We start from the raw sequence: 25,586 nt of genomic DNA on the forward strand, positions 1-25,586 counted from the left end.
CCAAGCGATGGTAGTCCTGTACGTTGACCCCAATGTCGAAGTTCGCTCCACCCGGGTGGCGAGCCTCGCAGAACAAGGGTACACCGTGCATGAGGCCGACGACGCCGAAACGGCAGTGGGCGTGGCTCAGGACCTCCCCGAGCTGAACGTCCTCATCTGCGAAGGCGTGCTCGGAGAGTTTACTGGCTTCGACCTGCGTGATGCCATCACGGAAAAGTTCCCGGCGCTGCAGACGGTCTTCACCAGCCGATATGACCTCACGGGTTTCGAGGAGGCCATCAACGGATGCCCCCTTGTTTACGATCCCGTCCCGGTCTCCAAACTGATCAGCATCATCAAGGAGGCAGCCGCCGTCTCAGGTGCAGGACAGAATGCCGTGGAGACTGCAGTGGCAGTCGCCGTCTCGCCCATTGTTCAGGCGGCCGGACCCGAGGCCACGCCAGTCGTGGCCCAAGCTATCCTCGCTACCGCCAAGGTGGCCCGCCCCTCCGCCCCTGCGCCGGTCCCTGCCCCCGCAGCGGTTCCCCACAAGAACGAACCGCCCAAGCCCGTCAAGCCGCCGGCCCAGTCTGCTCGCGCCACCGCAGTGGTCGGCGCGGGTCCGGCCAAGGTCGCACGTGCCGTCCCGGTCTCCGGCAGCGAGACCGGCGTGCTTCAGGCAGCCCTCGTCAGCGCAGACGAGGACGAGGAATACAAAAAGCCCCCGTTGCTCGCCCCGGAAACAGTACTGGGAAATTACGTCATCAAAGAGCGGCTCTATGCGGAGCCGGACACCGAGTCCTACATTGCGGTGCAAAAGGGCGTGCATCGTGAGGTGGTGCTCGTCGTCCTCAAGCCGGAAAAAATCGCCAACCCATCCGCCGTCTCTGACTTTCAGGAGCGGCAGCGGGTGAAGGCTGCGGTGGCGCATCCGCGCATTGCCCCCCTCTACGAAGGGCTGCAGATCGGTCGCTATCACTTCTACACCCGGGAAATGCCCCACGGCATGACCGTGGACAAGCTTCACGAGACGGGCGAAAAGTTCGGGGAGAAAATCCTTGCTGACATCATCGGCCACATCGCGGAAGCCATGAGCTATGCCACCCACCGTGGCTATCATTACCGCATGTTGTCCGGTCGTGACGTCTTCGTGGACAGCGAGCATCAAGCCAGCATCGTCAACGTCTTCCGTCCGGCGGGCAGCCGTACCCGTGACTTCGTCGCGGATACCAAAAAGCTGCTCTACATGCTTCGCACCGTCGCAGACGGTCCACGCGCCCGGCACTTGATTGACGATCTCGTCAAAGAGAACTTGGACTGGGAAGGGCTTCGCCAGCAGGCGATTGAGTTTCAGGAAGAATTTCGCGAGCGCAGTCTGCTGAAACGGGCCGACACCAAGGAAGCCCAAGTCATCGAGTCTGCCCGCCAGTCAAGGGTGCCCGCCTGGGCCTACGCGATTGCAGGGGTGCTCTTGATCGGTCTGGGCGCGGTCGTGGTGCAGCGCATCACGGGCAGCCCCAAACCCGCCGCCCCGGTCGAGCAGACCATGAAGCTCATCCCGGAAGGCAAGTTTCTCTTTCGCCGTGGCGAGACCAAGGAACTGCCCGCCTTCTGGATGGACACCCATGAAGTCACCATAGGTCAGTATGCGATGTTTCTGGATGCCCTGGAAAAAGATCCCTCCGCGTCCAAGGCCTACGACCACCCCGACCAGCCGAAGACCAAGAAAAATCACCGCCCTGAGCGCTGGGAGGCCTATCTGGCTGCAGCGCGCACTGGAGGCTTCTTCAACAACCAGCCCATGGACCTCAACTGTCCCATCGTGAATGTGGACTGGTGGGACGCTTTCGCCTTCGCCAAATGGCGGGGTCACCGGCTTCCCAGTGAGGAAGAATGGGAGAAAGGCGCGCGAGGCACGGACGGGCGCAGCTTTCCCTGGGGCCCCGAGCCCCTCCCCGCCGCCGCCAACTTGGGCACGGACTACGATCCCAAAGGCAAGGGGGGGGATGTGGACGGCTACAACTACTGGGCCCCTGTAAACAAAATCTCCAAAGACGTCAGCCCGGAGGGCATCGTGGGCATGGCGGGCAACGTGGAGGAGTGGACCTCCACCTGGAGCACGCATCCAGACTATCCGGACCTTCTTGTGCCGGTGGTGCGCGGCGGGCATTTCGCCCAGAAGACCCCCAGCAACGTCCTCTCCAGCCGAACTTACGCTCAATCTGCCTCTGAGGCCACCCTCGCAAGAGGCTTCCGCACCGTCAGTGACAAGGCTCCTGAGACGGATGCCAAATCAAAGTCCTGAGCTGGCGGAGCGCTGCGCTGGATTGAACATCCGGCAGCGCTCCGGTTCTCATCCACCCGCCCTCCATCTTCATCCCTCTCTGCTCCATGCCGACCCGCCTTTTCCGCCTTGTTCTTTTCGTTGCCGTGGCCATGGGCGCATGGTCCACCCACGCCCACGCCCAGTTCCTGACGAACGTCAAACTCAACAAGGCCACCTACCTGACCTATGAGGCGGTGGAGGCCACCATCACCATCAACAACCGCTCCGGCACAGACGTGGTCATGGGCGGACCCAACGGGTTGGCCTGGCTCGCCTTTGAAGTCATCAATCCCGCTGGCAACCAGGTGCCAACCATCCGGCTGAATACAGATGAGAGCATCATCTTCAAGGCTGGCGCGACCATCAGCCGCAAGGTGCTGATCTCCGACTCTTACTCCTTCTCCGAGTACGGCCAGTACACCATCGCTGCCAGCGTGTACCACCCGCCGTCGCAGCAATACTTTATCTCGAACAAGGCCAGGGCCCAGTTCGTGGATGCCAGACCACTGGACATTCCGAATCTGAACTTCGGCGTGCCTCCCGGTCTTCCCGGTGAAGGCCAGATTCGCAAGTACTCCCTCTCCGTGCTGCGGGACTTTGACCGGTCTTACCTGTATGTCCGCCTGCTTGAAGAAAAGACGGGGCTCAAACTGGCCACATTCTCTTTGGGCACTTGCATTCTGGTTTCCGCTGACCCCCAGGTCACGGTGGATCGGGAAAACAGGCTTCACATTCTTTTCATGGCGGCTCCCCACATCTACGCCCACGTGTGCGTGGACACCCAGGGCAAGATCATCCGCCGGGCTTATCATAGAGAGATCAAGTCCGATCGCCCGGAACTCGTGGTGCAGGCTGACCAGAGCATCGGCGTTGTAGGCGGTGAGACCTATGATCCCAGCGCACCGGTCGCAGACAACAAGCCCAAAGGCCGTTCTATCAAGGAGCGCCCTCCAGGATTGTAGGGCGGTTGCTGAAAGCAGTGTAGAGCTTCAGCTAGGTATGGGAGGACATGGGGAGTCCGAATGACGAGCCATGCTCTGCGCGGCTTTGCCTCCGCCCCTGACGCACTGTAGGGCGAGCGCCCCGCTTGCCACGCGCCACCCCTGATGAGGCAACCGATGCGGTCGCCCTACAACCCAAGATGGCTGGATCCGCGGTCGAAAACAGAGCACCCGAAGACCTTCGCACACCCAACCCACCCCAGACGCTGTAGGGCAAGCGCCCCGCTTGCCACGCGCCACCCCTGATGAGGCAACCGATGCGGTCGCCCTACAGACCCAGGGTGGCTGGATCCGCGGTCGAAAACAGAGCACCCGAAGACCTTCGCACACCCAACCCGCCCCAGACGCTGTAGGGCAAGCGCCCCGCTTGCCACGCGCCACCTGACTGAGGCAACCGATGCGGTCGCCCTACAACCCAAGATGGCTGGATCCGCGGTCGAAAACAGAGCACCCGAAGACCTTCGCACACCCAACCCACCCCTGACGCACTGTAGGGCAAGCGCCCCGCTTGCCACGCGCCACCCCAGACGCCACAGACCTCTTCACGCCCAAACGCCCAACATCCTACACACCTCCGCTCCCATAGCCGGTTGGCACAACCGGACTACACCGCACGCGGCTGCTTAATGCAGTCCAGAGCTTCAGCTCGGTATTGGAAGACATGGGTAGTCCGACTGACGAGCCAAGCTCTGCACGACTTTGCTCCGCCCCTGAACTCGAGTCTTGCGTCTTGCGTCTTCCAGTCTTGCGTCTCCCCCAACCCTTCCCCTCAAAGATTGATTGCGCACCCTGGCGGCCGCGCTTTTTGTCGGGGCGATGCCGATGCCCCCAATTCGAGTCATCTCAGCTCTGTTTCTTCTCACGGCTCTCCTCTTCTCTTCCTGCGCGGGAAGTGGAAGCGGAAGCGGCTCGCCATTCCAGTCTCCCCCTATGGATCGAGCGGCTTCGGCATGGAAGGTCCTCGGAAAGGAAAAACTCACGCCCTTCAGCCGTGAGGTGGCCGTGAGCCGGTATCGTGAAGCGGTCACCGACATCATCCAGAAACTCAGCACTCAACCTCCCCATCAGTGGCCAAACACCGTCACCCTGCCGGGCCGTGACGGTCCATGGAATGTCCAGATAGACCCTGGTATTGCCCGAGGGTCCGGTCACGAGGTCTGGAATCCAGCACTGATCGACAAGGTCCGCCCGCTGGCGCTGGAAACCCGGCGCACCCCGGAATATTCCCGGCTCCGGCGCAAAGGCGTGGGCGCTCCCTACCTCGCCATTCACAAACCTCGAGACGGTGAGGCAACCAGAAAGTTCACCCCAGACAAGGGACAGTACCTGCCGATGACTGCGCTAGTACAGTTCGACGGCCCCCAGCAGGCGACCCTCAAGCTGGCCGACCCTCGCGAGCTGAGCGAGGTTTTAGCCGGTGACCGCCCTTGGCCAGTTGCGGCCGATTTCTCCATGCCAGTGAGGAAGTCCCTTCAGCCAGCAACGTTTGTCCGGGCCACTGTCGGCGGCCTGATGCGGCCCGGCGACTATGTCAGCCGCAACGGTCTTTATCTCATGGAGCCCTACCGCGCAGACAAGGTGCCGATCATCTTCGTCCATGGTCTGATGGCGGACCCGCACATCTGGCAGGCTCATGCAGCCGCCTTGATGGCCGATCCCGAGTTGGGACCGCGAATCCAATGCTGGTACTATGTTTACCCGACAGGCTTGCCGGTCGTGTCGTCATCCACCTGGTTCCGCCAAGCGCTGGCGGAGCTCAAACAGCGGGTGGACCCTGAGGGCAATGACCCCGCTTTTCAGAACATCCTGGTCGTAGGCCACAGCATGGGCGGCCTGATCGCCCGCATGCAGGTCACGGAATCCAAAGATCTTTTCTGGAAGACTTGGTTCGCCAGTGCCCCTGAACACCTGAAACTCAGTGCACCGCTGCGGGACGAACTGCGGAACATGCTGATCTTCCGCGCTAATCCGGACGTTAAGCGGATCATCTTCATGAACACGCCGCACCGGGGCAGCCGCATGGCAGGGAGCTGGCTGGGGCGCTGGGGATCCTCGATGGTCCGCACCCCAGGGCAGATGGTGGATCTTGTGACCGCGGTTGCCAGGCTCGATGTGGCGCACCTCAATCCCAACCGGGGGCGGTTTGACGGGTTCGGCGTGGACGGCATCAAGTCCATGCAACCGGACCACCCGCTCATTTCGGATCTCTCCCGGCAGCCCATCCGCGCGAAGTATCACACCATCATCGGCGAATTGTTCGAGACCTCAGACCTCACCAAGTCCAGCGACGGGGTCGTACCCTATGAAAGCGCTCATTTGGACGGCGCAGAGTCAGAAATGATTGTGCCCTCGTGGCACGGCGACGTAACCAATCGACGAACCATTAACGAGATCCGCCGTATCGCACGTCTGCATGTTCTGGGCAAAGCTGCTGCTGACCGCCGGGACAGCGGACCTGATTCCGATGCAAGCCGATAGTCGCGTGGTGAACGGACAAAAAAAATCCGCCTCCCACGGAAGGGAGGCGGCAAAGTAAAAAACGCTCTGGTTACGCGATAAACTTCACGGCACCGGACTGCTTGGCCATGGCGGCGTGCTGTTCGTCGGTGCAGGAGGAGTTGATCGGAGCATCGGGTTCAGCGTCATTCTGTTCCAGCAGATGGTTCTCGAGCATCCAGCGCTCCACTTCTTCACCGCTGATGTCCGCCAGCATCGTGTCATTGATCTCCACGCAGGGGCTCAGAGGCTGGCCGCTCTTCTGTTCCATTTCCCAACGAAAGGCAGGGTTCTTGATGATGTCCTTCTCCTCGTAAGGCAGGTTGTACTTGCGGAAGATGGCGCGCACACCTTCGCTCCAGCCACAGTAGGTCTTGAGGTAGGCAGTAATTTTTGGTTGGCTCATGGAGAGGGCAGGTTTGGAATGAAATTGAGGAAAGGGTACGCCCCCAACCTAGGGTCCGGCAGGGAAAATGCAACCCGCCAAACCAGTAGGGGAGAGTGTGTACCCGCTGTCTGCTACCAGCCGCCGGCGCTTTTCGCGAGACGTTCACAGGCCTTGACGTCCAGCTTGCCGCTCGCCAGGACGGGAATCTCCTGCACGCGAACCATCTTTTTGGGGATCCAGAGCGGCGGCATGCCGCGGTCGAGCAACTTGTAGCGCAGATCGAGGATCTCCTGCTGCACATTTCCACCGGAAACAGAAGTGAGCAGCACCAGAGCTTCGCCTTTCTCCTGGTCAGGAACACCCACTACGGCAATGCGCCGGGCGAGTTCGTGCTCCAGACCGAGGGTCTTGTTGACAGAATCCTCCACCGTCTCATGCGGCACCATCTCTCCTCCGATCTTGGAGAAGCGGCTGATGCGCCCTTCAATGTAAAGGAAGCCATCGGAATCCAGGCGGCCGATGTCGCCAGTGCGAAACCATTCCTCCTTGATGACTTCCTCGGACTTCTTCGGGTTCTTGAGATAACCTTCGAAAACGTTGGCACCCTTGAACCACACCATGCCACTCTTCAAGACGGGCAGCGGCTCATCACTTTCGGGATCAGTGATCCGCAGGGCCAGACCGGGGAGCAACTGGCCGACACTCCCTTGCCGATGACTTGGGAAGACGGCGGCAGCGCTTCCCTCACCCTCAGGAGCGGGATCATGCAGGTTGACGTTGGTGGCTGGTGAGGTCTCCGTCAGGCCATAGCCTTCGAGCACCTTTTTCCCAAACCGGCCTTCGAATGCGTCCGCCACGGCTTTGGGCAGCTTTTCAGCGCCCGTCACCACCAGCTTCAGTGAGGCAAACAACTCGGGGTTGATCCCCTTGAGGTAACCGCGCAGGAAGGTTGGGGTGGCAATCTTGAGGGTGACTTTGTGCTTGTAGATCAGTTCCGCGAGCTTCTTCGTTTCAAGCGGGGTCGGGTAAGTGACCAGCGAAAGGCCCTGAATGATGGGGAACCACAGAGTCACCGTGCAGCCAAAGCTGTGAAAGAGCGGGAGGCAGCCCAAAATGCTGTCGCTGGCGTTCAGGTTCAGGCGGCTGCCAAACTGGCAGACGTTGGCCATGAGATTGCGGTGAGTGAGTACCACGCCTTTGGGTTCGCCGCTGCTGCCGCTCGTGAAGAGCAGCAGGGCCTCCTGATGGCCTCCTTTTTTCGAAATGCCCAATAACGCAGCGATGGCGCTGGCGGGAAGCAGTTTGCACAACACAAACCACTGCGAGATGGCAGCCCGCTTGAGCGGCAGAAGGCGCTCAATGAACGTGAGCTGCCGGTTGGGCGGCCAAGGGAACGTCTGTAGCTTCCGGACAAAGAGATCCGCCGTGAGATAGTGGTCCAGATCCGCCTGCTTCATGGCACTCTCCACCGACTGGCGACCTGCGGTGAAGTTGAGGTTCACCGGCGTCTTGCCAGCGAACAGGACGGCAAGGTTCGCCACCATGGCCCCAAAACCTGGGGGCAGGATGACGCCCACCCGGGACTTCTGGGTTACGGACTTCACGTGCTTGCTCAGCACGATGGCTGCAGCGAGCACTTTGTCGTAACGCCAGGCCTGATCATCTTTGCCATCAAACAGATGCGCCTTGGAACCATGCTTCTTCAGCCCTTGCAGAAGGGCATAGGCCAGGTTGCGGTCCAGCAGCGGATTCTTGGCAAAGCAGGCCTCCGCCAGCACCAGCATGGACTCCAAAAGCGCTGCGGTGTTGACCTTCTCCCCCTTCAGCACGGGGCCGAAGGCAAACACGGCATCACCCTTGGGCTTGGGAGACTCGATGGCCAGCACCACATCGTTCGTGTGCAAGATGTGCAGCGGCTGCAGTGATACCCCCAGAGAAACAAACAAATCCAGCCGGGCTCCTGGAACGGAAGAAAGGGCGGCCGGCTGGGTGGCAGTGTCTGGTGTCACGTAAACCAGAACGGACCCCTTTGCCACCTCCTCCTTCACAGACGCGGAGAGAGCAGCCACATCGGGGGCAGTCCCGTCGAACTCAATCACCCGGACGCTTTCGCCGTGCAGATGACTTTCCACAAGAGCCTCCACCCGCGCAGACTTGTCCTTCACATAAACCACCGGGCGCCCCGAAAGGAATTTTTCCAGATGCAGGAGGTCAAAATACGCCAACTGGCTGGGGATGAGAAAGACTCCCCCGGATAGCACATGCTCCTGTCCGAGTATGAGGATTTCCTTGAGCTTGGGCGGTTCGTGGAGAGTCGACATGGATGGGATTGAATGCTAGCAAGGTTTCTGCCCGATACCAAACGAGGAATTGACAAAGTACGGCCGCAAAAAACGCTGAAATTCGGTCTGGGACAAGAAGGGCCTCAAGTCAACCTTCCTCCGTTTTTTTTCGAAGGTGACGAAGTCGTTGCGGGTTGGTTTCAAAGATCCCATGTTCGGTGATCAATCCGGTGACAAGGCGCGCCGGGGTGACGTCAAACGCGTAGTTGGCCGCAGGACTCGCCGCAGGGAACAACCGTACCGTCTCCAGAGCGCCTGCAGCCGTGAGTCCTTCCATGCAGGCCACTTCATCTCCGTTCCGTTGCTCGATGGGGATTTCCTTCAGTCCGTCACCCATCGTCCAGTCCATCGTGCTGGAGGGGAGAGCCACGTAGAAAGGCACGCCGTTGTCGCGTGCAGCCAGGGCTTTCAGGTAAGTCCCGATCTTGTTGGCGACATCCCCATTTCCAGTAACCCTGTCTGCGCCAGTGATCACCAGATCCACCAAGCCGTGTTGCATGAGGTGACCTCCGGTGTTGTCGGCAATCACTGTATGGGGCACCTCCTCCTGTGCCAGCTCCCAGGCGGTGAGTCGAGCTCCCTGATTGCGCGGGCGGGTCTCATCCACCCAGACATGCACGGGCACGCCTGCGGCGTGCGCAGCGTAGATCGGAGCCGTGGCGCTGCCGTGATCCACAAACGCCAGCCAGCCGGCATTGCAATGGGTAAGGATGTTCACCGGCTCTCCCGCAGGTTTGTTCTCGTGTAGGGCACGAATGAGATGCAGCCCGTGCTGGCCGATGAGGCGACAGGCCTGGACGTCCTCTTCCGCAATCTCCTCTGCGAGAGCCTGGGCACGGGGCAGGAAGTCAGACGGCTCCGGGTGCTCCTGAAGAAGGCGGAGATGCCGGTCCACCGCGTAAGCAAGGTTCACCGCCGTCGGCCGTGTCCGCTTGAGCTGGTCCGCCCGCTGGCGGAAGGCGGCATGGAAATCAGGCTCCCCGGTTGCCTCCAGGGCGGCGAGCCACATGCCGTAGCCAGCTGTGGCACCAATGCACCCGGCCCCACGCACCCACATGTCCTTGATGGCCACAGCGACCTCTGCCACGGAACGGAGTTCGACCAGCTCAAAGGCCCACGGGAGCTTCAACTGGTCAATGATCTCGATCACATGCGGCTCACCAGGTTTGAGCTGGACGGTGCGGTGAGGGGTACCATGGATGTGCATGAGCTTGGAGCGCGGATGTGAGGCTTCTTTTCAGTGGGCAGCGGCGGTCAACAGGTGCATAGACTGGACCAGAATCCGGCAGATTTGGGACCAAACACCCGTCCGGCCGCTGCGGAAACAAAATTAACGCCACCTCCCCACTCACTCTTCATCTTCACGCCCAACATGTCTCCCGCTGCCGTTCTGACTGCAACGATGCCCGTTTACCTGACGATGCTGGCAGGAGCGCTGGCGCGAAAGTTTGGCTGGCTGAAGAAGGAGTCCGATGCGGGAATCATGACGCTGGCCATCAGGCTGCTTTTTCCGTGTCTGGCGGTCGAGCGTATTGTGGGCAACCCGGCGCTCAAGAACGGTCTGCAGGTGCTGCTGGCAGCCACCCTTGGTTTCGGGCTGGTCGTGGTGGCCATGGTCCTTTGCTACTGGATCACCCCCCTGCTCGGCCTCAAACGTGGCGAGGGAGCCCGCACCTTTGCCCTCTGCACCAGCTTTCAAAACTACGGATTCGTGGCCATCCCGGTCACGGAGGCCCTCTTTGGCAAGTCCCTGGTCGGCGTGCTCTTCACCTACACCCTTGGGGTGGAAATCGCCATGTGGACGGCTGGCGTGGGGTTGCTCACTGGCTTTGGCAAGGCTCCCTGGCGGCATGCCATCAATCCGCCCGTCCTCAGCATCCTCGTGGCACTGGGGCTTCACTATGCCGGAGTGGGCGCGTACATCCCCACCATGCTGCATACGCTGATGGGCCAGCTCGGGGCCTGTGCCGTGCCTCTGTGTGTGATTCTAATCGGCGCCAGCATCATGGACCTTATTGGCGAGGAGCGATTTGCCTGGGGTACGGCCGTCTCCAGCGCGGTGCTGCGCCAACTGGTGCTGCCCTGGACCTTTTTGCTGGCAGGAGCGCTCCTCCCCCTCGGTACGGAAATGAAACAAATCCTCTCTGTGCAGGCAGCCATGCCTGCAGCCGTGTTCACCATGGTGCTGGCCCGCCACTATGGTGGCCACCCGCCCACGGCCATGCTGGTCATTGTGGCGACCACCATCGCCAGCATCTTCACCGCCCCATTTGCCATCGGCTTTGCCCTGCGGTGGTTTGGCATCTGAGCAGGAAGGAGTCACAGGCGGTGGAACTGCACCACGAGTGCCTGTATCTGATGCGAAAGTGACTGCCTCGCAAGGGACAGGGGCTGGGCTGCGTTCTCTGCCTCTCTCAGCCAACTCCTTCTCCCCATGCCCCTCCCTGCCATTCTCCGCCCATTTTACCGGGCGCTCCCCCTGCTGGCCCTAGTCTCCTTGATCCCGCTGACCAGCCCCGCTGCGGACGAGGGTTTCACCTCTCTGTTCGACGGCTCAACCTTTGCGGGCTGGAAGGCCGAAACCGCGACCGGCTACCAGGCAGAAAAGGGCGTGCTCAGATGCACCCCCGAGGGCAAACATCTGGTGAGCGAGAAGACCTATGGCAATTTCCACCTGAAGTTTGAGTTCAAGCTCTCTGAGGGGGCCAACAACGGCATGGGCATCCGCTGCGATGACATCAAGCCCGGCAGCAAGGCCGCTCCGCACCTCAACGGGATGGAAATCCAGATCATCGACGCCAACGTGCCCAAGCACGCCACCATCAAGGACTGGCAACACCACGGCAGCATCTACGGAGTCGTCCCGGCCAGACGCGAGGGCATGAAGCCGGTCGGCGAGTGGAACACGGAGGAAATCATCGCCCAGGGCACCAGGGTGAAAGTCATTCTCAATGGCGTGACCATCGTGGACGCCGACCTGGCCACGCAAAAGCCCATCGACGGGCACGAACACCCGGGGCTGCTTAACAAAGAGGGCCATCTGGTGATCTGCGGTCACAAAGACCCCGTCGAGTTCAAGAACCTCCAGATCAAGACGCTTTAGGCTGGGATGCCCCCCCGCTTTTTGATTCAATAGCTCCAACTCTTTCCCCATGAAACCACGCTTCCTTTTCACCACCACCGCCCTGGCTGCGGGTCTGGCATTCCACTCCGCCCACGCTCAGGAAAAGCAGCCTGCTGCGACACCAGCGGCTCCCGCACCCGGGGCAGTGGCCAAGCCGAAACCCGCAGCCCAACCAAAGGGCCTGGGTCTCAAGAACGATGACCGCTTCATCTTCATCGGCGACTCCATCACCCACCAGTGCCTCTACACCCAGTTTGTGGAGAACTTCTTCTACACCCGCTATCCCAATCTGCGGCTGCACTTCCGCAATGCCGGGATCAGCGGCGACCGCGCGCAGGACGCCCTCAATCGGTTCGAGGAAGACATCGCCGCCTTCAAGCCCACCGTGGCCACCATCCTGCTGGGCATGAACGACGGCAGCTACAAGGACTTCGACAAGGCCACCTTCGACACCTATGCGAAGGGCATGACTGAGCTCATGAATCGTCTTGATGCCATCAAGTGCCGGGTCATCGTGATGAGTCCGACCATGTTTGACCACCAGGCCTGGGACGTCCGGATCAAGGAAAAACCCGACTACGCCAAGGGCCGCATCGTGGACAACTACAACGCCGTGCTGGCGTACTACGGCAAGTGGTTGCAGGAAACGGCCTGGAAGCGCGGCTACCAGTTCGTGGATCTCTTTGGCCCCCTCAACACCCTGACCGTGGACCAGCGTCGCACGGATCCAAACTTCACCCTCATCGCCGATGCCATCCACCCCGGCAACGACGGACAGTTCGTCATGGCATACTCCCTCCTCAAACAGACGGGTGAAACCGGCGGCATCCTGGGTGCCGGTGTCAAGGTGGTGAACGGGCAGTGGAAAACCCTGAACCCCGGCGTGGTGACGGAGGTAAAAGGCAACCCTGGCCGCTCCGTGAGCTACACCGTCAAGCCGCGCGCCCTGCCCTGGACCCCCTATGCGGATGCCCCCATCGGGGCCAGGCTCACGAAGGCCGGTCACACCGCCTCCCAGGAGTCCCTGGTTGTCTCCGGCCTCATCAACGGCCGCTACGACCTCCTGGTGAACGGCAAGATGGTCGGCACCTGGGATGAGCGCCAGTTCGCCGTGCATGCCGAGATCCAGGAAGACCCGGACTCCCCCACCTACCAGCAGTCCATGCAGGTGGCGGCGCTCAACAAGAAGCGCAATGACGAGGCCGTGCGCCCGCTCCGCAACCTGTGGGGCAAGCAGAAGGGCATGTTCAACAAGCGGGAAGCCGATCCCGCCGCCTATGAAACCTGGCAGGTCGAGTTCAAGGCCAAACGCGCCGAACTCGATGCCCTGGCCGCCAAATACGAGGAAGAGATCTACAAGATCAACAAGCCCCCGGTGCTGAAGGTGGACGTGCATCCCACCGTGGTACCCGCTCCCGCCGTGACCGCACCCCCCGCCAAGCCCGCAGCAAAGCCTGCGCCATCACCCGCTCCAGCAGCCCCCGCTGCGGAGCAGAAGAAGGCAGCGTAATCCCAGCACCCGCTGCGCGGCGGGACGAAAGGAGTGCTGGCTCAAAATGCGGGACCAGCACTCCTTTCAGCTGCCGCCGCGGGCGTTGTCCAGTTGTGCCAACCGGCTGTGGGAGCGGCGGGACGCAGCGCGGTGCGGCATTTGATCGTGATGAGGTCTGCTGCGTCAGGGACCGCACGTCCGACCGGGACAGGAATGTCCCTCGCTCTTTTCTTGAAGGGTCACTGGACGCGAACTGCCATACGAGAGCTCAAGTCTTCTGTCTCCCGCGCAGCGGGCGGCACGTCCGGACTACGCCCGGGGCGACGGTCTCCGTCGGGGCGGGAGCGGAGAGATTGGGCAAGCGGATGTCGATGGGTGTGAGTAACACGAGAAGATGGCCGCCTCATCGGGAAGTTGGCTTGCCGACTTTGACGATCGGGTGGTGTCCCAGCCCGGATTGCCCGATGCCGGAGGCATCAAAGCCATTAGCCGGAAGGTTGAAGGAGCGGAGCGACTGATACCTCCGGAAGATCAGATTCAGTATTGCATCCCGGAGCGGATGCCAGCGACGTCGCCTCCGGCATCTCAACTTCCCTGGAACACTGTTCCGATTTTAATCGGTTATTGACGCTGTAGGGCAAGCGCTCCGCTTGCCGCGAACGGCGCCTGATTGAGGCAACCGGAGCGGTCGCCCTACAGCCCGGGGTGGTTGGAGGTTGGGACGGGATGCAACGTCATGGGACGTTTGGGGCGGACCGGGACAGGAATGTCCCTCGCTCCTGTTGCTGACCAACCTGACCAACTCCACTGAGCATGGACTCCTTTGCGCCAGCTCAAGTCTGGTGTCTGGTGTCTGGTGTCTGGCAGTCTGGTGTCTCCCGCGCAGCGGGTCACCTTGAAGTTTGGCTTTTGCTTTTTGAAGTTTAGCATCTCCGATGCTCCATATCGTCCTCTACCAGCCAGAAATCCCTCACAACACCGGCGCAGTGGGCCGCTTGTGTCTGGCCACCGGAGCGAGACTGCACCTCATCAAGCCGCTGGGCTTCAGCATTGATGACAAGCAGCTCAAACGGGCCGGGCTGGACTACTGGAAGGACGTGGATGTCCGGGTCTGGGACCGGTTCGAGGACTTGCAGGCCGAGGCGGCCCCGAGCGGAGCCCCATTCTACTACCTCACCACGAAGACGACCCAGACCTACTGGAACGCCACCTTCCCCGCCGAGTGCTACCTCGTCTTCGGCCCTGAAACCCGCGGACTCCCTGAATCCCTCCTGGCAGAGCAGCCCGCGTCCTGCCTCCGCATCCCCATGCTGGACACCCGCAGCCTGAATCTGGCCACCGCAGTCGGCATCGTGCTCTATGAGGCAGTGCGGCAGACGGGAAGTGTTCCCAATCCGCAGGCAGTCCAGTAAATTGGCGGCTAGGAGCGCCTTCCGGGCCGGTCCGTCAGCGGGCTTCGGTTCAACTCAACTTGCGCACCAGCAAATAGCGCATACAATACGCATTAAATGCGCATTTAATACTCGCATAATATGCTGAAACGATGAAAATTGATGCGGACACTTTCCTAGGCGCAATTCAAGCGTTGGGTGACCTGCTGGAAGAGGCAGGGGGCGAGCCGCAGCATCTGGTCGTGGTGGGAGGATCTGCTCTGTTAGCTCAGGGCCTCATCTCTCGCACCACCCGCGATGTGGATATCCTGGCCATCGTGGACCCCAAGGACGAACTACAGGATCCGCGTCCTCTTTCAGAGTCGCTCAAACTTGCCGCCGCCCAAGTGGCTGCGGAGCTTCAGCTCGACCCTGACTGGTTGAATACGGGGCCTGCAGATCAGGTTTCAGCCGGTTTGCCGGAGGGCTTCTTTTCTCGCCTTACGAAAAAGGAGTTCGGCCCGGTGCTCACCATCTATCTGCCTGCCCGGTTCGACTTGATTCACCTCAAGCTATTCGCCGTGGTGGATCAGGGGCAAGGGCGTCATTCCCACGATCTCAAGATCTTGGCCCCCACAGATGAAGAGCTGCTTGCCGCCTCGCGGTGGGTTCTCACCCAAGACGCGAGCGTGGTTTTTCCCGGGCTGGTTCACAACACTCTTAAAGCTCTCGGCTATGGAAACTTGGTTGCACGACTTTAGGCAAAACTGCCTCCAAGCCTCGCTCGACCTGCTCTGGCGGCAGTGGTGCAGCTTGGGCGTGGCAGGGCACGGGCAGAAAGCCCCGCCAGACAGGATGATTGATCCTGAAGCCCTTGTCCTGGCAACCACAGTCCTCGGCCGTGAGGACCCCCGCTTGTTTGAAGAGGTGTTGGATTGGCTGGCCCAGTTTGGCACGCTTTTGAACCTTCAAAGGTTGAAGAATCTACAGTCGTCCACAGCACTGGGAGACCCGACCGTGCTGGGAGCGATGGCAGAGTGGTTGGGCAAGAACGCCGGGCAACCCAGATGGAAGGCCGTAAACGCCAAGGAATTGCACCCCGCCCCCAAGCAGCAGCTGTTTTGCCACGAACCCAGCAATCTGATTCACGATCCCGACCCGGAATTTGCAACCTACGGGGTTGACCGCCCCCGCGTTCAGTTGCGAGGCATGAGCGGCCCACCGGATCATCGTCAAATTGCCAACCTCGTCGTGACACTGCGATCCCTTATTGGGGTGAGTGCGAGAGTGGAGATCATCCTTGCACTGGCCGGAGGCTCGCCCATCCATGCGTCCGAGCTTGCCAGAATGACGGGATACGCACCGCGCACCTTACAAACTCTTTTACAGGAGATGACGCTTTCGGGTCATCTCCTGACCGCAGAGGTGCCCGTGCGATACAACAAAGTGCGCCGAGGAGCCAACCGACGGTATCAGATCCGACCGTCCGACTGGGCTTTCCTCTCGGACGGTCAGCCCATTCCCCAGTGGTTCCGGTGGGCACCTTTCTTCCAGTTGATTCAAGAAGTGCTCGCGACCATTCCTCCGGCAGGTGCCAAGCCCAAATCTCAGGTGACGATTTCATCGAAACTCCGGGAAGTGCTGGCCAAACACGGCGAGGCGTACATGGCCGACGGGCTTCTAGCCTCGCTGGATCTTCGAGTTCGCTCCGGGAGTGAAGAACTGCTCAAGAGTCTGGCCAGTCATCTCCCACCTCTCATCGCACGCCTCTAAGAGATGACCTGTCTCTTTGCCCCCCTCCCTCCCCCACCTTTCCCCTTTCCTGTTGCCGGGGATCGGTTAATCTCGCGCCATGTTGCGACGAGTCCTGCTGGCCGGCCTGGCCATGGTTTCTTTTTCCTCGATGGTTCATGCGGGTCCGGTGACGACGGTGCCGCAAGAGACTGCGTATGATCCCGTCAAGCACTGGGAGTTCGACCTCGAGACCGGGGCGCTGTGGAGCGTGGGGCACAATGCCTCCCCGCTAAACTATGTGATCCTGCCGCAGATGCTCACGTTCAAGTCCCCGGCCGTGCTGCAGGGCGGGCTGTGGGGAGGTGATCTGGTGCTGCGCAACCGCTTCAGCCTGCTGATCGAGCCGATCATTGAGGGGCCGGAAAGCTATTTCATCGGCGCGAACGCCTCGGGCATCCTGGAGTGGTGGAACCCATCCCGCAGCTTCAACCTCTTCTTCTCCGCCGGCGGTGGTCTGGGGCTCATGGACAGCAAGGGCTATGAAGTGGAAGGTGGCCAGGGGCAGGACCTGAATTTCACGTACTTCGCCTACACTGGTGCACGCCTGCGGGTGTGCGAACGCGGCAGCCTGGCTCTCGGTCTCTACTACCAGCACATCTCCAACACGGATCTGGATGACATCAACCCCGGTATCGATTCCCTGGGACCCATGCTGAGCTTTGGCTGGCATTTTTGACAGACGAGTGTGGGGATGACGTTTCCAGCGGGCGCTTGCCAAAAGGCCCGCTGCCATTCCCGTCATGAAAATTCTCCCCCTCTGGTCTCTCATTTTTGTCTTCGCGCTCTCTGCTCCTGCGATCCAAGTCGTGTGGAGTCAGGAGCCCTCCCCACCCACCTCGGCGAAGGGCGCTCAAGCGCTCCCGCAACCTTCGGAAAAGAAGGTGTACAAGGAGGTGGGAGGCCGAAAGCTGGAACTCTGGATCTGGAAGCCCGAGGGGTGGAAGGCGGAGGACCGCCGCAGCGCCATCGTCTTCTACCACGGCGGCGGATGGAAGAACGGCAGCCCCACTGCCTTCGCCCGCCAGTCAGCCAAGCTGGCAGAGCGGGGCATGGTGGCTATCTCTGTAGAATATCGGCTCACTTCCCAAGAGGGCGTGACGCTGGTGGACTGCATCAAGGATGCACGCTCGGCCTTCCGCTGGGTGCGGGGCCATGCTGCTGAGTTGGGGATCGAACCTGCCAAGATCGCCGGCGGGGGCGGCTCCGCTGGCGGACACCTGGCCGCGACGCTGACCACGCTGGATGAAATCAACGATGCAGGCGATGACCTGAAGGTTGAAACCCAGCCAGCAGCCCTGGTTTTGTTCAATCCGGCGGTAAACTTGGATATCGCCGCCGCCCGGGCCGGCATGACCCCGGAGAAACTGGCAGATTTGCTCAAGCTCAGTCCCTACCAGCACCTCAAGGCGGGAGCCCCGCCCACGATCATCTTCCACGGATCGGCCGATACGACGGTGCCTCTCAAATCTGTGCAGGACTACTCGGCGCGGGTGAAGGAGCTGGGCGGCGAGTGCGAGATCTCCGTCTTTGAGGGCAAGACGCATGCATTCTTCAACAAGGAGCCTGAAGTCTGGGAAACATTGCGCCAGGCTAAGACATTTATGGAGAAACACGGGCTACTCACCGCGAAGTAGCGATCCGCGCCGGACGGGCTCCTTCTGCTTGCCAGGCCCGGGCTGGCCCGCTTCAATTGGGCACTTTGCGATCTGTTGTCTCACCTCAACCATGAAATACTCTCTCTTCCTTGCGACCCTGCTGTCTGGCGGGTTGCTCCATGCCGACGTCAAACTTCCCGCTGTATTCTCCGATCACCTGGTGCTGCAACGCGACAAACCTGTTGCAGTATGGGGCACCGCCGATGCGGGTGAGGCGGTGACCGTCACCTTTGGCGGCCAGAGCAAGCAGGTCACAGCCGGAGCTGATGGTTCCTGGAAGGTGGCACTGGACGCCCTGAAGGCCAGTGCAGAACCCGCCGAACTGAAGGTGAAGGGGAAGAATGAGGTCGTGTTCAAAGACATCCTCGTGGGTGAGGTTTGGGTCTGCTCCGGCCAGTCCAACATGGAATGGACGGTGGACAGGGCGGTGAATCCCGAGCAGGAGATCCCTGCCGCCAATCACCCGAAGATCCGTCTCTTCAGCGTGCCCAAGGCCGTGTCGGATGTGCCGCTCAAAGACATTGAGAAGCGCCCCTCCTGGCAGGTCTGCTCACCCGAAACGGTGAAGAGCTTCTCCGCCGTGGGTTATTTCTTCGGCCGTGAGCTCAACAAGGCGCTGGACGTGCCGGTGGGGCTGATCAACACCTCCTGGGGCGGGACCCGCGCGGAAGCCTGGACCAGCAAGCCAGCCCTGGAGGCCGTACCCACCTGTGCCGCGATCATCACAGCCTGGGACGATTTCCTAAAAACCTACAACGCGCAAGAAGCCAGGGCCAAGCATGAGGCGGCCGCCGCTGCGACCAAGGAGAAGATCGAGAAGATCAAAGCCGAGAACGCCAAACCCGGTGCCACCCAACAACCCGTCCCCGGAGCTCCGCGCCCGTTTGAGAACCAGCAGACGACCCAGCATCGCCCTGCGGTGTTGTTCAACGGCATGGTGGCCCCCATCGTGCCCTACACCGTGAAGGGTGCCATCTGGTACCAGGGCGAGTCCAACCAGCCGCGCGCGGTGCAATACCAAACGCTCATGCCCACACTCATCGCCGACTGGCGCAAGCAATGGGGGGACGAGTTGAGTTTCTACATCGTGCAGCTGGCGGGATTTGGCAACGGCCGCACCTGGCCCCAGCCGGTTGGGGCCGCCGATACCTGGGCGGAGTTGCAGTGGGCCCAGCTCCAGACTGCCCTGCGGGTGAAAAAGAGCGGGCTGGCCGTGGCCAACGACATCGGTGAGGAGAAAGACATCCACCCGCGCAACAAGCAGGAAGTGGGACGCCGTCTGGCACTACAGGCCCTTGTGAAAGACTACAAGAAGAAGGACTATCAGCCCAATGGCATCAGCGGTGGCCCCATCTTTGGCGGCGCGTCCGTCACCGGGAACAAAATCGTGGTGAGCTGGAGCAACGTGGGCGGCGGTCTGACGACCCGGGACGGCGGGGAGCTCAAAGGCTTCATCATCGCTGGGGAAGACAAAGTGTGGAAGTCGGCCAAAGCCCGCATCGTGGGCAAGCAGATCCATGTCTCGAGTGAGGAAGTGAAGAACCCTGTGGCCGTGCGCTATGCCTGGACCGCCTGGTGCCCCGAGGCCAATCTGATCAACAAGGAAGGCTTCCCTGCCAGCCTCTTCCGTTCCGACAAATGGGAACTGTCCACCGAAGGGGTGGAAAGCCCTTTCGCTGCGCCAAAACCGGCGGCACCGGCCGCAGCCCCTGTCCCCGCCGTCAAACCCGCTGAGAAGGACGCTCCCAAAGCCCTGCCGAAGGCCGCTTAGTCGCTCTCGCTCAAAGTCCATCTTCATCCCGGATCTTCCACGGCGCGCCGTGTGCAGGATCCGGGATTTTTCTTTGGCTGGCGTCTTCCATTCTGGAAAGACCCACCACAAGATTCCCGGCACTTTTGACAAACTCTGGGCGATGTTGTGAAGTAGCCTTTGCCATGCGCCTTTGGGGCTTAGCCATGTTGATGTTGCTCACCAGCGGAGCCCCAAGTTGGGGAAAGCCTCCCGTGGCCACGCCTCCGGCCCAAGGGTCCATTTTGTTTCAAAACCTGTGCGTGCACTGCCATGGCACCAAAGGGGAAGGCAATGCAACGATCAAAGCCCCTCCCATCGCCGGATTGCCAGACTGGTACGTGGTGGCTCAGTTGCAGAATTTCCAACTCGACCGGCGAGGCGTGCACGCGTCTGACAGCGAAGGCCAGATGATGCGGGCCATCTCCAAGGCTCTGACCGCCCAGCAGATTCCCGAGGTGGCCGCCCACGTGACCCAGCTCCCCCGAGTGACACCACCCCCCGCCAATCCCAATGTGGATCTGGCACGGGGCAGGGAGTTGTATGAGGAACGCTGCATGGAGTGCCATCGGTACAATGGCGAGGGTGAACTCGTCTTCCGCAGCCCTCCCCTGGTGAGTCTGCCAGACTGGTATCTGACGGCTCAGTTGCGCAAGTTCCAGCGGGGGCTGCGGGGAGCGGAGATCGGTGATGAGTATGGCAAGAAGATGATCCTGTCCTCCAGCTACGTGGACGATGAAGCGCTGTTGCAATCTCTGGTAGCCTATCTCCTCACCCTGCAAACCCCCGCGGCTCCTCCAGCGAAGTCAGGCGGCTTTGGCGAGGATTAGGATGCCATGGTCTCACGCAGAATAGCCTGAAAATAAGGGACCCGTTTGGCGCAGGCTCAGGTGGTTGAGATGGCCATCTGGCTGTTGCCGCGTCGCAGCCAACACCCGGCCGGAAGTTTTCTACAACGGCTGGCCAGGGGCAATGGGGCTGAAGCGCCCGCCCGTTCGACTTGTGAGTGCGACCATGCCTTCGCCCTGCAAGCCAATGGAAGAATCCCGCCCTGGTCCACCGTTCCTCTTTCTCCATGAAGCTCCTCTCCCGACTTGCCTCGCTCACCCTGGCCGTCAGCATGCTGCACGCCAGCGGTGTCCACGCCCGAACCCTGGACATCTACTGGATCGACTCCGAGGGCGGGGGTTCCACGTTGATCGTGACTCCGGAGGGCGAATCCGTGCTGGTGGACACGGGCAATCCCGGAGGCCGGGATGCCGCCCGCATTCACAAGGTAGCCACGCAGGAAGCAGGGCTGAAGCAGATCGATCATGTCGTGATCACCCACTTCCATGTGGATCACTTCGGCGGGATGGCGGAGCTGGCCGCGCTGCTTCCCATCAAGGCCCTCTATGACAAAGGGATCCCAGAGGCAGATGTCAGCCCGGACAACAAGCCCAATGACACCCGCTGGGCTCTGGCCAGCCGTCCCTATCGCGCCGCCTCAGTAGGCAGGCGGGTAACCCTTGCAGCAGGCGACCTCGTTCCGCTCCAGCCTGCGAAGGAAGGCACCGGAGCCTCCACAACACTCCGTTGCCTGGGGGCCAACCAGAAGTTCATCCCTCCCACCGCCGAGCAGGCCAAGGTGACCAACCCACTGGCGGGCAGTGTGCCCCAGAAGCCGGTGGACACCTCGGACAACGCCAACAGCGTGGTCCTGATCCTGGAGCATGGCGGGTTCCGCTTCTTTGATGGGGGCGACCTGACCTGGAATCTGGAGGAGAAGCTGGTGGCCCCGCACAATGTGGCGGGCACGGTGGACCTGTACCAAGTGAACCACCATGGACTGGACTCCAGCAACAATCCGATCCTCATTCAATCGCTCTCACCTACGGTGTCGGTCATGAACAACGGACCGCGCAAAGGCACGAGCCCCAGCGCGATGGAGGCCCTCAAGAGTACGCCCTCCATCAAAGCCATGTACCAGATGCATGAAAACGTGCGGGATGATGGCGCAGCCAACAACACCGTGAAGAATCTCATCGCCAACCAGGGTGACCTTGCCGAGGGGTGCGTGGCCAATTTCATCAAGTGCAGCGTGGATGCCGCCAAGGGCACCTTCACCATTCAGGTACCGGCGACGAAGCACAGCCAGACCTACCCTTTCTCAGCAAAGAAGTCCTGAAGCGCGAAATGTGACGCAGTATGATACAAATGTAACTCAATACTGCACGCCCCCTTCAGTTATCGCGGCAACCGGCGTCAGTTTAGTATCATGAATGGCAAGACGCAGCAGAGAGAGGCCGTATTGACCGCTGCCCCATGCGTGTCTCTTCTGGCCTCTTTTTCGGTCTCGCCCTTCTGAGTGCTCCCCAGGTCTTTGCCGCGGCCCCCATGCCGCCAAAGCCTGCGGAGGTCATGGGCTTGCTCAAAACGCACTGCATCAGCTGCCACAGCACGTCCAAGCAGAAGGGTGGTCTCTCCCTGGAAACGCGTGAGGCTGCCCTTCACGGCGGTGATCAGGGAGCCTCCCTGGTGCCCGGCAAGGGAGCTGAAAGTGCGCTCATTCACGCACTGACGGCGGAGGGCGATGCGCACATGCCGCCCAAGAAGCAGCTTCCAGAAAAACAGATTGCCCTGCTCAAGGCCTGGGTGGATGCGGGCGCTCATTGGGATGACAAGGCGCTGGCAGCCTTCGGAGAGCCAGCCGATGCGGACAAACTGGGCGATCTCCCGCCCGGAAAGCTGCCCGTGGTGGCTCTCAGCCTCAATCCCGCAGGAACAAGGCTCGCCGCTGCCAATGGAAACGAGGTGCGCATTCATGATGTGACCCAGCCCAGCCGGCCCGTCGTCGCCACGCTCAAGGGACATCGCGACGTGGTGCAATCCCTGGCCTGGAGCCCCGATGGCTCCAAGCTGGCCGCAGGCGGCTACCGGCTGGTAAAGATCTGGAACCCTGCCGACGGAACGGAACTGGCCTCCTGGACAGCCCCGCTGCAAGGTCGCGTTTCGGCCCTGGCCTTCCTGCCGGACCAGGCCACCCTGCTGGTTGCCGACGGGGCCACTGCTCAACGGGGTGTTTTGCACCACTGGAAACTGGGCACCGACAAGCCCGAAGCCACCTGGGAGGCCCATACGGACAACATCGTCGCAATGACCCTGTCTCAGGATGGCCGGCTCTTCGCCACGGGCGGGGCGGACAACGTGGCCCGCGTGTGGGACACCGCCAGCCATAAGCCGCTGGGCAAGTTCGAGGGGCATACCGGCGCGGTCATGGGCGTGGCATTCAACAAGGACGCCAGCTGGCTGGCCACCGGAAGTGCCGACAAGGAACTCAAGGTGTGGGATGTGAAGACCAAGGAGCAGCTCGTGCAGCTGAGCCGCGCCAACACTCCCATCACGGGCCTGCAGTGGAGCGCAGACGGCCAGCGCCTGATTTCCATCAATGACGAGGGTCTGCCCCGGGTGTTCACCGAGCTCAAGGCGCACGAGGGCGCCCAGTCCCAGGCCAATTCCGCCAAGGAGACCAAGCTGGCCGTTGCAGGCACAAACCTGCAGGCCGTGACCGCAACCGCCGATGGCATGACGGTGTATGCCGGGGGAGGCGACGGCAGCATCATCGCCTGGGCACCCGATGGAAAGTTGGCCCGCCTTGAGGAAACAACGGCGACACCGGCGCCAGAAAAGCAGCACGGGCAGCCCCTGAGCTTCACACAGGACATTCTGCCCATCTTCGGCAAGGCGGGCTGCAGCATGGGCAGCTGTCATGCCAAGGCCTCAGGCCAGGCGGGCTTCAAGCTTTCGGTGTTCTCCTTTGATCCCCGTTCAGACTGGGCGGAGGTGGTGCAGGACACCCGGGGCCGACGTGTGTTCCCGGCCCTGGCCGGGGAGAGCCTGCTCCTGCGGAAGGCCACCGGCAGCGTGGCCCATGAGGGCGGGCAGCGGTTCGAAGAAACTTCAGAGTTCTACAAGACGGTCGCCAGCTGGATCCGGCAGGGCATGCCCTATGAGGTGCCCAATCAGCCCAAGCTGACAGGCATCGATGTGGATCCTCCCGACAAGACTTACCAGAAGAACGAGAGCCTGAATCTGAAGGTGACGGCTCGCTACAGCGACGGCACCAGCCGCGACGTCACCGCGCTGACGGAGTATGCCTCCAATGACGCCGGAGTGGTGACCGTGGATGAGCACGGGCATGTGCAGGCCACACCCTATAGCGGGGAGGCCGTGGTGGTGGCGCGCTACATGGGCCATGTGGGCATCTCAAAAGCGGCGATCCCTTCCGAGAAGGTCCTGCCCGCAGAGCGATACGCGGGCCTGCCGGAGAACAACGAGATTGACCGGCTGGTCTATGCCCGGCTCAAACAACTGGGCCATCTGCCCAGTGAAACCTGCACCGATGCGGAATTCATCCGCCGCGTCTCCCTGGATGGTGCCGGCCTGCTGCCCACGGTGGAGGAAACCAGGGCCTTCCTCGCCAGTTCAGATCCTCAAAAACGGGAGAAATGGATCGACCAGATCCTGCAACGCCCGGAATGGGCCGATCACTGGGCCGTAAAGTGGGGCGATCTCATTCGCCCCAACCCATCCCGTGTGGGCGTGAAGCCGGTGCTGCTGATGGACACGTGGATCCGGCAGTCGTTCCGCGACAACAAGCCCTGGGACCAGTTTGTCCGCGAACTGCTCACCGCCCAGGGCAGCAGCCATCAGGATGGGCGGGTGGCCTTTCTCAGGGACAAGCGCGAGCCCATCGATGCCGCCGCGTTCGTCGGCCAGATCTTCCTGGGGGTGCGCCTGGAGTGCGCGAAGTGCCACCAGCATCCCAGCGAGCGCTGGAACCAGAGCGACTATTACCAGCTCGCGGCGTTCTTCACCCAGATGAAGCGCAAGGGACAGGGCATCTCCGCCCCCATCAGCGGGGAGCCGGAGTACTGGTGGTTCGCCCCGGGTGAGGCGAACATCCCCCACCCAGTGACCAATGAGCCGCTCAAGCCCAAGGCACCTGCTGCGGAGCAGGTGGCGATACCCGCGAACCAGGACCCGCGTACCGTGCTGGTAGACTGGATGGTGCGGCCGGAGAATCCGCTCTTCGCCCGCGCCACGGTGAACCGGGTGTGGCAGGTGCTCATGGGCCGCGGCATTGTGGAGCCGGTGGACGACTTCCGGGCGTCCAACCCGCCGAGCAACGGCCCGCTCCTGGACTGGCTGGCCCGGGATTTCGTCGCCCACAAGTTCGATCTCAAGCACCTGATGCGCACGATCATGCGTTCCCAGGTGTACCAGCTCAGCAGCCTGCCCAATGAGACGAACCTGGCGGATACCAGAAACTACTCCCGGGCCTACCGCAAGCGCCTGCCTGCGGAGGTGCTGCTGGACGCCGTTTCGGATGTGACCCAGACCAGCGAGACCTTCACCAGCACCCCGGCAGGAACACTCGCCAAACAGACCTGGAACCACAAACTGCAAAGCGAGTTCATGGACGCCTTTGGCCGCCCCAATGCCAGCGCCGAATGCCCGTGCGAACGCGATGCCAGGCCCAGTGTGGTTCAAGCCCTGCACCTCATGAACAGCACCCGGCTGCAGGCCCGGCTCGTGGATGCGACCGGGCGCGCCGGCCGTCTGGCAGCGGGCACGTTGGCTCCTGAATCCGTGGTGGATGAGCTCTACCTGGCCACGTTCTCACGCCTGCCCCAGCCGGAGGAAAAGGCAGTGGCAGTGCAGGTGATCGCCGCTGCGGCGGCGGGAGACGCACGCAAGGCGGCGGTGGAAGATGTGCTGTGGGCCCTGCTGAACTCCGCGGAGTTTGTGTTCAATCATTAGCCGGCGTGGTGCGGGAGACACAGAACGG

Annotated in this window: 18 protein-coding genes; 15 read left to right on the forward strand and 3 right to left on the reverse strand. The window is 61.5% G+C overall.

The window, feature by feature from the left end; all coding sequences use genetic code 11:
- The first annotated feature begins 7 nt into the window (after window positions 1-7).
- From VSP_RS40385 to VSP_RS31430, 3 genes are all read left to right on the forward strand, one after another.
- On the forward strand, window positions 8-2,284 hold the full coding sequence (locus VSP_RS40385) for an SUMF1/EgtB/PvdO family nonheme iron enzyme (protein ID WP_053332412.1): 2,277 nt from the start codon (window positions 8-10) through the stop codon (window positions 2,282-2,284).
- 86 nt (window positions 2,285-2,370) lie between these two features.
- Window positions 2,371-3,267, forward strand: coding sequence for a hypothetical protein (locus VSP_RS31425; protein WP_009965733.1), 897 nt, complete (start codon window positions 2,371-2,373; stop codon window positions 3,265-3,267).
- A 969-nt stretch (window positions 3,268-4,236) separates the two neighbouring features.
- A complete protein-coding gene (locus VSP_RS31430) occupies window positions 4,237-5,784 on the forward strand; it encodes an esterase/lipase family protein (RefSeq protein ID WP_009965734.1) in 1,548 nt (515 codons plus the stop codon).
- A 70-nt stretch (window positions 5,785-5,854) separates the two neighbouring features.
- Here VSP_RS31430 and VSP_RS31435 read toward each other — a convergent pair whose 3' ends face one another.
- From VSP_RS31435 to mtnA, 3 genes are all read right to left on the reverse strand, one after another.
- The gene (locus tag VSP_RS31435; protein ID WP_009965735.1) at window positions 5,855-6,208 is read right to left on the reverse strand and encodes a glutaredoxin family protein; all 354 of its coding nucleotides are present in this window, start codon (window positions 6,206-6,208) and stop codon (window positions 5,855-5,857) included.
- 113 nt (window positions 6,209-6,321) lie between these two features.
- Window positions 6,322-8,511, reverse strand: coding sequence for an AMP-binding protein (locus VSP_RS31440; protein WP_009965736.1), 2,190 nt, complete (start codon window positions 8,509-8,511; stop codon window positions 6,322-6,324).
- 109 nt (window positions 8,512-8,620) lie between these two features.
- Window positions 8,621-9,739 (reverse strand): S-methyl-5-thioribose-1-phosphate isomerase, encoded by a 1,119-nt coding sequence (gene mtnA / locus VSP_RS31445; protein WP_009965737.1) that lies wholly within the window; start codon window positions 9,737-9,739, stop codon window positions 8,621-8,623.
- A gap of 165 nt (window positions 9,740-9,904) precedes the next feature.
- On the opposite strand from mtnA, the gene VSP_RS31450 reads away from it, so the two are divergent.
- From VSP_RS31450 to VSP_RS40390, 12 genes are all read left to right on the forward strand, one after another.
- Window positions 9,905-10,840 carry an AEC family transporter gene (locus VSP_RS31450; RefSeq protein ID WP_009965738.1) on the forward strand — a complete coding sequence of 312 codons (936 nt, stop codon included), beginning with the start codon at window positions 9,905-9,907 and terminating at the stop codon, window positions 10,838-10,840.
- Between the two features lie 126 nt (window positions 10,841-10,966).
- On the forward strand, window positions 10,967-11,635 hold the full coding sequence (locus VSP_RS31455; protein ID WP_009965740.1) for a 3-keto-disaccharide hydrolase: 669 nt from the start codon (window positions 10,967-10,969) through the stop codon (window positions 11,633-11,635).
- A gap of 49 nt (window positions 11,636-11,684) precedes the next feature.
- Window positions 11,685-13,166 (forward strand): SGNH/GDSL hydrolase family protein, encoded by a 1,482-nt coding sequence (locus VSP_RS31460; protein WP_009965741.1) that lies wholly within the window; start codon window positions 11,685-11,687, stop codon window positions 13,164-13,166.
- A 917-nt stretch (window positions 13,167-14,083) separates the two neighbouring features.
- A complete protein-coding gene (locus VSP_RS31465; RefSeq protein ID WP_009965742.1) occupies window positions 14,084-14,560 on the forward strand; it encodes a tRNA (cytidine(34)-2'-O)-methyltransferase in 477 nt (158 codons plus the stop codon).
- Between the two features lie 131 nt (window positions 14,561-14,691).
- The gene (locus VSP_RS31470) at window positions 14,692-15,279 is read left to right on the forward strand and encodes a DUF6036 family nucleotidyltransferase (protein WP_029190908.1); all 588 of its coding nucleotides are present in this window, start codon (window positions 14,692-14,694) and stop codon (window positions 15,277-15,279) included.
- Window positions 15,254-16,291, forward strand: coding sequence for a hypothetical protein (locus VSP_RS31475; protein ID WP_009965744.1), 1,038 nt, complete (start codon window positions 15,254-15,256; stop codon window positions 16,289-16,291). The genes VSP_RS31470 and VSP_RS31475 overlap by 26 nt, the downstream gene beginning before the upstream one ends.
- A gap of 79 nt (window positions 16,292-16,370) precedes the next feature.
- The gene (locus VSP_RS38350; RefSeq protein WP_009965745.1) at window positions 16,371-16,988 is read left to right on the forward strand and encodes an acyloxyacyl hydrolase; all 618 of its coding nucleotides are present in this window, start codon (window positions 16,371-16,373) and stop codon (window positions 16,986-16,988) included.
- A gap of 64 nt (window positions 16,989-17,052) precedes the next feature.
- A complete protein-coding gene (locus VSP_RS38355; RefSeq protein ID WP_009965746.1) occupies window positions 17,053-17,946 on the forward strand; it encodes an alpha/beta hydrolase in 894 nt (297 codons plus the stop codon).
- 91 nt (window positions 17,947-18,037) lie between these two features.
- Entirely contained in the window at window positions 18,038-19,738 is a 1,701-nt protein-coding gene (locus VSP_RS38360) for a sialate O-acetylesterase (RefSeq protein WP_009965748.1), read from the forward strand.
- A 185-nt stretch (window positions 19,739-19,923) separates the two neighbouring features.
- Window positions 19,924-20,586, forward strand: coding sequence for a c-type cytochrome (locus tag VSP_RS38370; RefSeq protein ID WP_198141273.1), 663 nt, complete (start codon window positions 19,924-19,926; stop codon window positions 20,584-20,586).
- A 245-nt stretch (window positions 20,587-20,831) separates the two neighbouring features.
- Window positions 20,832-21,923: a ComEC/Rec2 family competence protein gene (locus VSP_RS31500; RefSeq protein WP_009965752.1), complete on the forward strand. Its 1,092-nt coding sequence runs from the start codon at window positions 20,832-20,834 to the stop codon at window positions 21,921-21,923.
- A 137-nt stretch (window positions 21,924-22,060) separates the two neighbouring features.
- Window positions 22,061-25,558, forward strand: coding sequence for a DUF1553 domain-containing protein (locus VSP_RS40390; RefSeq protein ID WP_009965753.1), 3,498 nt, complete (start codon window positions 22,061-22,063; stop codon window positions 25,556-25,558).
- The last annotated feature ends 28 nt before the right edge of the window (window positions 25,559-25,586 follow it).

Origin of the sequence: Verrucomicrobium spinosum DSM 4136 = JCM 18804 (assembly GCF_000172155.1) — a bacterium.
Classification (GTDB): domain Bacteria; phylum Verrucomicrobiota; class Verrucomicrobiia; order Verrucomicrobiales; family Verrucomicrobiaceae; genus Verrucomicrobium; species Verrucomicrobium spinosum.

Bases quoted from the DNA above. Each gene is read 5' to 3' on its own strand.
- VSP_RS40385 (WP_053332412.1), top strand. From the start codon at position 8: ATGGTAGTCCTGTACGTTGACCCCAATGTCGAAGTTCGCTCCACCCGG.
- VSP_RS31425 (WP_009965733.1), top strand. From the start codon at position 2,371: ATGCCGACCCGCCTTTTCCGCCTTGTTCTTTTCGTTGCCGTGGCCATG.
- VSP_RS31430 (WP_009965734.1), top strand. From the start codon at position 4,237: ATGGATCGAGCGGCTTCGGCATGGAAGGTCCTCGGAAAGGAAAAACTC.
- VSP_RS31435 (WP_009965735.1), bottom strand. From the start codon at position 6,208: ATGAGCCAACCAAAAATTACTGCCTACCTCAAGACCTACTGTGGCTGG.
- VSP_RS31440 (WP_009965736.1), bottom strand. From the start codon at position 8,511: ATGTCGACTCTCCACGAACCGCCCAAGCTCAAGGAAATCCTCATACTC.
- mtnA (WP_009965737.1), bottom strand. From the start codon at position 9,739: ATGCACATCCATGGTACCCCTCACCGCACCGTCCAGCTCAAACCTGGT.
- VSP_RS31450 (WP_009965738.1), top strand. From the start codon at position 9,905: ATGTCTCCCGCTGCCGTTCTGACTGCAACGATGCCCGTTTACCTGACG.
- VSP_RS31455 (WP_009965740.1), top strand. From the start codon at position 10,967: ATGCCCCTCCCTGCCATTCTCCGCCCATTTTACCGGGCGCTCCCCCTG.
- VSP_RS31460 (WP_009965741.1), top strand. From the start codon at position 11,685: ATGAAACCACGCTTCCTTTTCACCACCACCGCCCTGGCTGCGGGTCTG.
- VSP_RS31465 (WP_009965742.1), top strand. From the start codon at position 14,084: ATGCTCCATATCGTCCTCTACCAGCCAGAAATCCCTCACAACACCGGC.
- VSP_RS31470 (WP_029190908.1), top strand. From the start codon at position 14,692: ATGAAAATTGATGCGGACACTTTCCTAGGCGCAATTCAAGCGTTGGGT.
- VSP_RS31475 (WP_009965744.1), top strand. From the start codon at position 15,254: ATGGAAACTTGGTTGCACGACTTTAGGCAAAACTGCCTCCAAGCCTCG.
- VSP_RS38350 (WP_009965745.1), top strand. From the start codon at position 16,371: ATGTTGCGACGAGTCCTGCTGGCCGGCCTGGCCATGGTTTCTTTTTCC.
- VSP_RS38355 (WP_009965746.1), top strand. From the start codon at position 17,053: ATGAAAATTCTCCCCCTCTGGTCTCTCATTTTTGTCTTCGCGCTCTCT.
- VSP_RS38360 (WP_009965748.1), top strand. From the start codon at position 18,038: ATGAAATACTCTCTCTTCCTTGCGACCCTGCTGTCTGGCGGGTTGCTC.
- VSP_RS38370 (WP_198141273.1), top strand. From the start codon at position 19,924: ATGTTGATGTTGCTCACCAGCGGAGCCCCAAGTTGGGGAAAGCCTCCC.
- VSP_RS31500 (WP_009965752.1), top strand. From the start codon at position 20,832: ATGAAGCTCCTCTCCCGACTTGCCTCGCTCACCCTGGCCGTCAGCATG.
- VSP_RS40390 (WP_009965753.1), top strand. From the start codon at position 22,061: ATGCGTGTCTCTTCTGGCCTCTTTTTCGGTCTCGCCCTTCTGAGTGCT.